The sequence below is a fragment of the Marivirga sp. genome, assembly GCF_024636815.1.
Classification (GTDB): Bacteria; Bacteroidota; Bacteroidia; order Cytophagales; family Cyclobacteriaceae; genus Marivirga.
In genome coordinates, this window is sequence record NZ_JAGXGF010000117.1 from 21,001 (window position 1) to 28,552 (window position 7,552).

General features: G+C 33.4%; 9 protein-coding genes. 5 read left to right on the forward strand and 4 right to left on the reverse strand.

Going from position 1 to position 7,552, the window contains the following annotated elements; genetic code table 11:
* Window positions 1-3 precede the first annotated feature (3 nt).
* The 4 genes from Q0L29_RS09035 to Q0L29_RS09050 all read right to left on the reverse strand — a co-directional run bounded on the left by Q0L29_RS09035 (window position 4) and on the right by Q0L29_RS09050 (window position 5,310).
* The gene (locus tag Q0L29_RS09035; protein WP_296620994.1) at window positions 4-666 is read right to left on the reverse strand and encodes a carotenoid biosynthesis protein; all 663 of its coding nucleotides are present in this window, start codon (window positions 664-666) and stop codon (window positions 4-6) included.
* Window positions 663-2,129, reverse strand: a complete 1,467-nt coding sequence (crtD, locus tag Q0L29_RS09040; protein ID WP_296620997.1) for a 1-hydroxycarotenoid 3,4-desaturase CrtD — start codon at window positions 2,127-2,129, stop codon at window positions 663-665. The genes Q0L29_RS09035 and crtD overlap by 4 nt, the downstream gene beginning before the upstream one ends.
* Window positions 2,130-2,218: 89 nt before the next feature.
* Window positions 2,219-4,726 carry a tetratricopeptide repeat protein gene (locus Q0L29_RS09045; RefSeq protein WP_296620999.1) on the reverse strand — a complete coding sequence of 836 codons (2,508 nt, stop codon included), beginning with the start codon at window positions 4,724-4,726 and terminating at the stop codon, window positions 2,219-2,221.
* Between the two features lie 5 nt (window positions 4,727-4,731).
* Entirely contained in the window at window positions 4,732-5,310 is a 579-nt protein-coding gene (locus tag Q0L29_RS09050) for an ECF-type sigma factor (protein WP_296621001.1), read from the reverse strand.
* A 368-nt stretch (window positions 5,311-5,678) separates the two neighbouring features.
* On the opposite strand from Q0L29_RS09050, the gene Q0L29_RS09055 reads away from it, so the two are divergent.
* From Q0L29_RS09055 to Q0L29_RS09075, 5 genes are all read left to right on the forward strand, one after another.
* A complete protein-coding gene (locus tag Q0L29_RS09055) occupies window positions 5,679-6,281 on the forward strand; it encodes a sigma-70 family RNA polymerase sigma factor (RefSeq protein WP_296621003.1) in 603 nt (200 codons plus the stop codon).
* Window positions 6,259-6,498 (forward strand): hypothetical protein, encoded by a 240-nt coding sequence (locus Q0L29_RS09060; protein WP_296621005.1) that lies wholly within the window; start codon window positions 6,259-6,261, stop codon window positions 6,496-6,498. Before Q0L29_RS09055 ends, Q0L29_RS09060 begins: the two co-directional genes overlap by 23 nt.
* Window positions 6,499-6,501: 3 nt before the next feature.
* Window positions 6,502-7,161, forward strand: coding sequence for an endonuclease III (gene nth, locus Q0L29_RS09065; protein WP_296621007.1), 660 nt, complete (start codon window positions 6,502-6,504; stop codon window positions 7,159-7,161).
* Between the two features lie 2 nt (window positions 7,162-7,163).
* The gene (locus Q0L29_RS09070) at window positions 7,164-7,319 is read left to right on the forward strand and encodes a hypothetical protein (protein ID WP_296621008.1); all 156 of its coding nucleotides are present in this window, start codon (window positions 7,164-7,166) and stop codon (window positions 7,317-7,319) included.
* Window positions 7,297-7,552, forward strand: a 256-nt coding sequence (locus Q0L29_RS09075) for an SLC13 family permease (protein ID WP_296621010.1), incomplete at its 3' end; no start/stop codon positions are given. The genes Q0L29_RS09070 and Q0L29_RS09075, both read left to right, overlap by 23 nt.

The window sequence follows — 7,552 nt, forward strand, 5'->3', positions numbered from 1 at the left end:
ATTTTAAAGAAAAAAGTTTAAAACAGCAAAAAATATTACTTGCCAAAACAGCAGAATTATTGCCACTTTATTCCTCACCGAAAGTTTAATTATCGAATAAAAGCTAAAAATAAAAAATGAAATTACAGCCCAACCTAAGTAATTTTGAAGCGGTACTTCGTTATTTTCCCAATTCCAGAAATCTATTTCCATTGCTACTGGCTCTATCATTACATCTATTAGCACAGTAAGAATAGTTGCGATTATAACTTTTATAAAAGCATTAATCTTAAGGGGGAATATTAAGGAAGCAACACAAAATGTAATCAAAAACCAATTCACACCAATAATTATGGGGACTCCTCCTAGCTGTGGCCCCAGAGTATCCGGATAAATATATTCCCCGAATATTAAACCAAAGTTTACACCTAAATATTCGGCTGTATATCCAATAAAGTAACAAAACAAAAAAGCCCAAATTAAGGACCAGTTATACTTTTTTTGATATAATAGAAGTATGATAAATGAGAGCGTCAAGTTAAAGGCTGTTTTTTCAATAAACCACTCCCTATTATCAGAAAGAATACCTAAAATACCGAAAAAATAAAAAGCAGAAATCACTATTATACCAATTACCGGCTTCGACTTAATCTTTTGGATAATATTGCTGAAAGTGTCTGAATTCATGAAATTTCCGGACTTAGGTCATCAATAATTTTAGCTGAAAGCAAACATAAGGGAATTCCTCCTCCTGGATGTACACTTCCTCCTGAAAAATATAGAGCTTTTATTTTTTGATGAAAGTTAGGATGCCTCAAAAATGCCGAATATCGATTATTTGAACTACTGCCATAAAGCGCCCCTTGATAAGAAGAAGTTTTACTCTCAATAGTACGTGGTTCTAAAATACTTTCTGTTTTAATATGATTCAAAATATCTGTATCTAAGATTCTACTTAGTTTAGATAATACTGATGTTTTTATCTCGGGAATCAATTGATCCCAATCCTGACCACTGTTAGAAGGTACATTTACCATCACAAACCAATTTTCCATACCTTTTGGTGCATCTGATTGCGTATGCTTTGAAGTAATGTTTACATAAATAGTGGGATCAGCTGCTATTGTTTTGGATTTGAAAATATGTTGGAATTCTTTTTTATAATCATCGCTAAAGAAAATATTATGTAGCCCGAGTTCATTAAACTCTTTATCAATACCCCAATAAAAAATCAAAGCGGAACTACTTCTTTCCTGATTTAAAATAGCTTCAGGTTGTTTCTGGTCAGCTAATAATCTTTTGTATGTTGGATAAATATCCATATTGCTCACCACCAAATCTGCTGGAATCATTTGGCCATTTTGGTAAATACCTGTAGCTCTCTTATTCTCAACTGCAATTTTTTCAACTCCTGCATTGAAATGGAAATTTACTCCTAAACTTTCCGCTACTTTGCAAAGTGTATCCGTAATTTGATACATTCCAGCCTCTGGATAGAAAGTACCTCTGTTCAATTCAAGATTGGCAATGGAAGTTAATATACCAGGCGCCTGATATGGGTCGGACCCATTGTAGGTAGCAAACCGATTAAATAACTGAACCAGCTTAGGGTCTTTTAATTGTGACTCATTCACCTGATTCATACTTTCAAACAAATCAAACTTATATATATTTAATAATGCAGGTAGAATCTCTTTAGATAGAAATGTGGATGTTTTGTGAAGTGATTTTTCCAAAAATATTTTAGCCGACTTCTCGTATTTAAATTCAGCCTTTTTTATATAATTCACTATAACCTCTGCAGGAACACCTAAAACCTTTTCTACTTCCTCTCCGAATTTTTCAGGCTTGGTATAAGCAGTTAATTTTTTGCCATCTTCCCAAAAATAACGACAAGATTCATCAAGTTTTTTATAAGGAAATTTAATTTGGCTATTATCCTTTTGCAGTGCCACCAGATCATCTACCATTTCAGGAAGGGTGAATAGAGACGGCCCTGCATCAAAACGAAAACCATCTTGCTCAAAAACAGACAACTTCCCTCCAGGGTAGCTATTTTGTTCATAAACTTCCACATCATAACCTTTCTTCGCTAAACGGATAGAAGTGGCTATTCCGCCTATTCCTGCACCTATAATGATTGCCTTCATATTCAGTATTCAAGTAATACTAAAAGTAATATGTTATTAAGATAAAAGTTTAAAAAAACCTGATTTATTAGGTTTGAATATTCAATACATTACATTTTATTAAGATCTCCCTTCATGATATTAGATATTCTCTCTACATCCTTTTTATACTCTTGGGTGTAGCGGTGGTCTTCTCCAAGATATTTATTGGCCAGGTTATAAGATTCCTGAAAATACATCTGTGCCATGGTGTAGTTTTCCTGTTTTTCGAATAATATTCCAAATTTGTTATAAAGGTAAGAGGTCTTCTGATGACTTTCATCAAATTTCTCTTCGATAATGCTTTCAGCTTTTTTCAAATACTCATAAGCCTTATCAGTTTCTTCTAATTCTCTGTAGCAATTAGAAATTGATATATAATCATCTGCCACATAAGGATGGTCTATACCAAAATTAGTAGTATCTGCATTTAAAATCTCCTTATATTCGGACAATGCCTTTTCAAATTTCAATTGATTGTAATAAATGTTGGCTAAACTATATCGAGTTGAAACAATAAAGTTGTTGTCTGGCTTGAGTTGAGTACTAAATATCTCTATTGCTCTATTCAAAATAATAGATGCGCTATCATAATTCTTTTTTTTGTAATAGGTACCCCCCAAATTACTTAAAGTAATAGCTACATCAAGATTTGCTTTAGAATCGATTTTTCTTTTTAAACTAATAGATTGCTCAAATGAAGCGATGGCAGAATCATATTGAGCCATATCTCTGTATAGATTACCTTGATTATTATAATATATGGCCAAGGCATTCTGATGTTCTGGACTTTTGTTCAATTTAAGGATATTGATGGCTTTAGTCTGATAATATGACGCTGAATCATATTTGGAGAGGGCTTTATATACAGAGGCATAATGATTATAAATATCTGCTCTATCCTTTTCCAGAGTTTTATTATTAATCAAATCATTAGCTCTATCAATTATTTGAAGCGCAGTGTCATAATTTCCTTGAATCTGCTGAGATTTAGCAAATGCTAATATGTTTTCAATTTTAAAATCTAAGGGTAATTCTTTTACATCCCTATCAATTCTTTGCATTAAAATCGAAAAAATTGAATCAGCTTTCTGGTATTCCGATAATTCTCGATAATTACCTCCCAGCGTACTCATAATTTTAAGTTTGCTATAGTTATCTATATTTTGATATCTATTGAGTACATCTTCAGCTAATTCTCTAGAATCATTCCATAAATAAACATTAGTATAAATATTAATTAAACGATCATAAAGGCTTAACTTAAATTCTTTATCCTCAAATTTTGATTCAATACTATTTACACTATTATCCAAAATCTCCTTAACTGTGAGATTTCCCTCTGTTATGTTTGGGTCTGCATTTTTGAAAATATCTAAAAGAAATTCATTTGTCTTAATTGCCTTCAGCTCATTTTCTCTTGCTTTATTTGCCTGATAAGATGAAAAGATAATTCCCACACCCATTGATATAATTAGAAGAATAGAAAGCAATATCTTTATTTTATTCCTTTCAATAAATTTACCGGCAAAGTAAGACCAGTTTTGACTGTGAACATTTACTGGTCTAGAGCGTAAAAAATTCTCAACATCTTGAGCCAATGCAGATACTGAGACATAACGTTCCTCAGGAGATTCATTCAAACATTTTTTAATAATCGACAAGAACTCTTTGTTAATTAGATTCTGCTCTAAACCAAACTCTCTTTTTGAATCATTAGGGAATTTTTCTTTATCAAAAGGAAATTTGTTTGACAATATGAGGTGCAACAGAATGCCCAATTGAAATATATCTGTGGCAACACTCACAGGTTTTTGCTTTAGCTGCTCGGGGGCAGCATAAAAAGGTGAGGCTATAATATATTTCTGTTTCAATGGTTCACCCATTTTTTGGGCAATCCCAAAATCTAAGAGCTTTACTTGTCCTTCTTCATTTACTAATATATTAGATGGCTTAATATCTAAATGCAGAATTAATCGATTATGAGCATAATTGATGGCATCAGATATTTTTAAAAACAATTGAAGTTTTTCCTGAACACTCAAATGATGTTTCTCTAAATATTCATCAATGGGCAATCCATTTGCATATTCCATAATGATATAATGGATTCCATCATCTGTCACACCACCATCTAATATATGAGCTATAGCTGCATGATTAAGGGTAGCTAAAAACTGTTTTTCATTCCGGAAATTTTCAAAGAAATTTTGTTTTACCTCCTCAGGAGAGAAGCATTTAATCGCTACCTTTTGCTCAAATTGCTGATCATTTCTTTCGGCCAAATAGACCTGCCCCATTCCTCCTCTACCTAGAGCATTAATAATTTTATATTTATCTACAATATCTCCAGGCTGATAAATGTCCTCCTTTTTCTCTTCAAATCCATCAGCTATGCCTTCTTGAAGTTTGTCAAAATATTGATCGGCATTTTCGGCATCTCGGAGCATCATAAGCACTGTTTGCTTTAGACGCTCATCATCTTTTGCATGTATTTCGACATAATTTACCCGCTCGGAGGCAGGCATTTGTAATGCGTTTTGGAAAATATCTTCCAATTCACTCCACGAATATCCCATTATATTTAAGCCGTTTTTCTAGCCTGAATCTGACTGTATATCCAAGCTTTAATTACTTGCCAATTTCTTTTTACAGTGGAGGGAGATATATCAAGTACTGCTGCTGTTTCTTCTATAGTCATATTAGCAAAAAACCTACACTCCACTATTTTTACTTGTTTGCTGTCTTTTCTTTCGAGTTCATTCAGGACTTCATCTAATCTCAAAAGTTCATCTGAACATTCATCAGACAAATTAATTTTTTCTTCCCATTCTTCAAAACACAAATGTTGCGCATCTCGACCTCTCTTAATAGCATTTTTTCTACGTGCTGCATTCAATAAAATATGGCGCATGGCTTTTCCTGCGACTCCATAAAAATGAGCTCGGCTATTCCAGTCCGCTTCTGAATTAATTATTTTCAAATAGGCTTCGTGCACAATGGCAGTAGTGTTCAATGTTTCTATACCGAAATATTGAAAACGTATCCTATGAGCTATGTGGCGTAATTCACTATAAATTATAGGGAATATTTTATTATAGGCATTAATGTCCCCATTATTTACTTTCACCAACAATTGTGTTATTTCACCTTGATTTACCATATTATTCGATAAATATACCAATTAAACTGTACAAATCTATTATTATTTAAGATAAAACAAAGATTAATAGATTAAGTTTGTAGAAATAGGTTAAATACACATTCCATTTTTGAATGTGACCAAAAAACGAACTAAAAACAAAATTCTAGAGTTAAAGCTAAAAAAATGTCACTTAAACGTCTTTAAAAATAATTTATTATCTGCATTCCAACCTTTTTTCTATTTCTGTTGTCACTATAAAATAAATCGAAAAATATTTTTGTGTTTTAAAATCATTTGAATACTTTCGATGCTATAAAAGAATGTTTCACCTCTAAAATTTAACGCTATAGAATAAACTTTTACCAAACTAAACAAGGTGTTTTAAGATGAATAATCAAAAAACAAAACTGGACGACAGCCAATTAGTCGGTCAGTATATCAATGGTAATGAAGTAGCGTTTGAAGAACTAGTAAACCGCCACAAGTCAAGAATTTTCACAACTATCTACATGATTGTTAAAGATCAGTACGTAGCTGAAGATTTAATGCAAGAAGTTTTCATTAAGGCTATACGAACTTTGAAATCCGGACGTTATAACGAAGAAGGTAAATTTTTGCCCTGGATTTTAAGAATTGCACATAATTTAGCAATTGATAAGTTCAGGAAAAATAAAAGGTACCCTACCATCGTTATGGATGATGGAAATAGTGTATTCGAAACCCTCGAATTTGCAGAAGGCACGTTTGAGGACGCACAAATGAAGAAAGATGTACATAAATCGCTTAGAAAATTGATACAGGAATTGCCTGAAGCACAAAAGCAAGTGCTGATCATGCGCCATTATATGGACATGAGTTTTAAGGAAATTTCAGATCAAACGGGCGTTAGCATCAACACTGCATTAGGCCGAATGCGCTATGCCCTCATTAATTTGAGGAAAAAGATGCAACAATATAATATAGCCTATGACCACAATTTTTACTCATGATGATTTAATCCGATATGTTTATGAAGAAACAGAGCTGGATGAAAATCAGCAAATCGAACAAGCCTTAAGCGAGGACATGGAGCTCTTTGAGCAATACCATGAACTACTATGGCTGAAAAAGCAAATGGACGGGGGAATGATGGCCCCTTCAGAAAAAACCATTAATACTATTTTAGATTATTCTAAAGCTGTTAATTTGCATCCTGTAAAGGATTAGCAAATGACAAGGAAAGAACGCTACGAAGCATTTTTAGAATATTTTTCTGAAGACCAGCCACAAGCAGAAACGGAATTACATTACGAAAATCCGTACCAACTGCTTGTGGCTGTTATTTTATCTGCCCAGTGCACAGATAAAAGGGTGAATATAGTCACACCAGCCCTCTTTGAAGCTTTTCCCACTCCAGAGCATTTAGCTAACTCACACTTTGATGAGGTACTACCTTATATCAAGAGTATTTCTTTTATGAACAATAAAACCAAACATTTGCTAGGGATGGCTAAAATGTTGGTGGAAAACTTCAATTCGGAGGTTCCAGAATCAGTAGACGATTTACAGAAAATGCCAGGCGTTGGTAGAAAAACTGCTAATGTTATTGCTTCTGTTGTTTATAATCAACCCACCATGGCAGTTGATACACATGTTTTTAGGGTGTCAAAGAGGTTAGGATTGGTCAATAATAATGCTAAAACCCCGCTTGAAGTAGAAAAAACTTTAATTAAACATATTCCTTCAGAATATGTGCATGTAGCCCATCATTGGTTGATTTTGCATGGTAGATATGTTTGTGTTGCGAGAAGACCAAAATGCGAAGAATGCAAGATCACTCATATGTGTAAATATTTTGAGAAGAATAAACCCCTTGAAAATCAATTGTAAATATGCCTCAAAAATCTATATTGAAATATTTAGCATTGATTTTGGGACCATTATTGTTCATGGTGATACAATTGACCAATCCCCAATTTTGGTTTCCTGAAATTGGTTGGGATGTGTTTTCCATTGCCTTATTGGATGATCATTTGGTGGATATTTGAGGCTATCCCCATTTTTGCTACGGCTCTGTTGCCCATGGTTCTATTTCCAAGCACAGGAGTGTTTAACCTCACTGATGCAACTGCTCCTTATGCAAGTCCTATCATTTTCCTTTTTATGGGTGGGTTTATGCTGGCCTTGGCAATGGAAAAGCATCAGCTCCATAGGAGGATTGCTTTAAATTTAATACGATTGACTGGCACCAATGCTAATGGTATAATTTTAGGGTTTATGC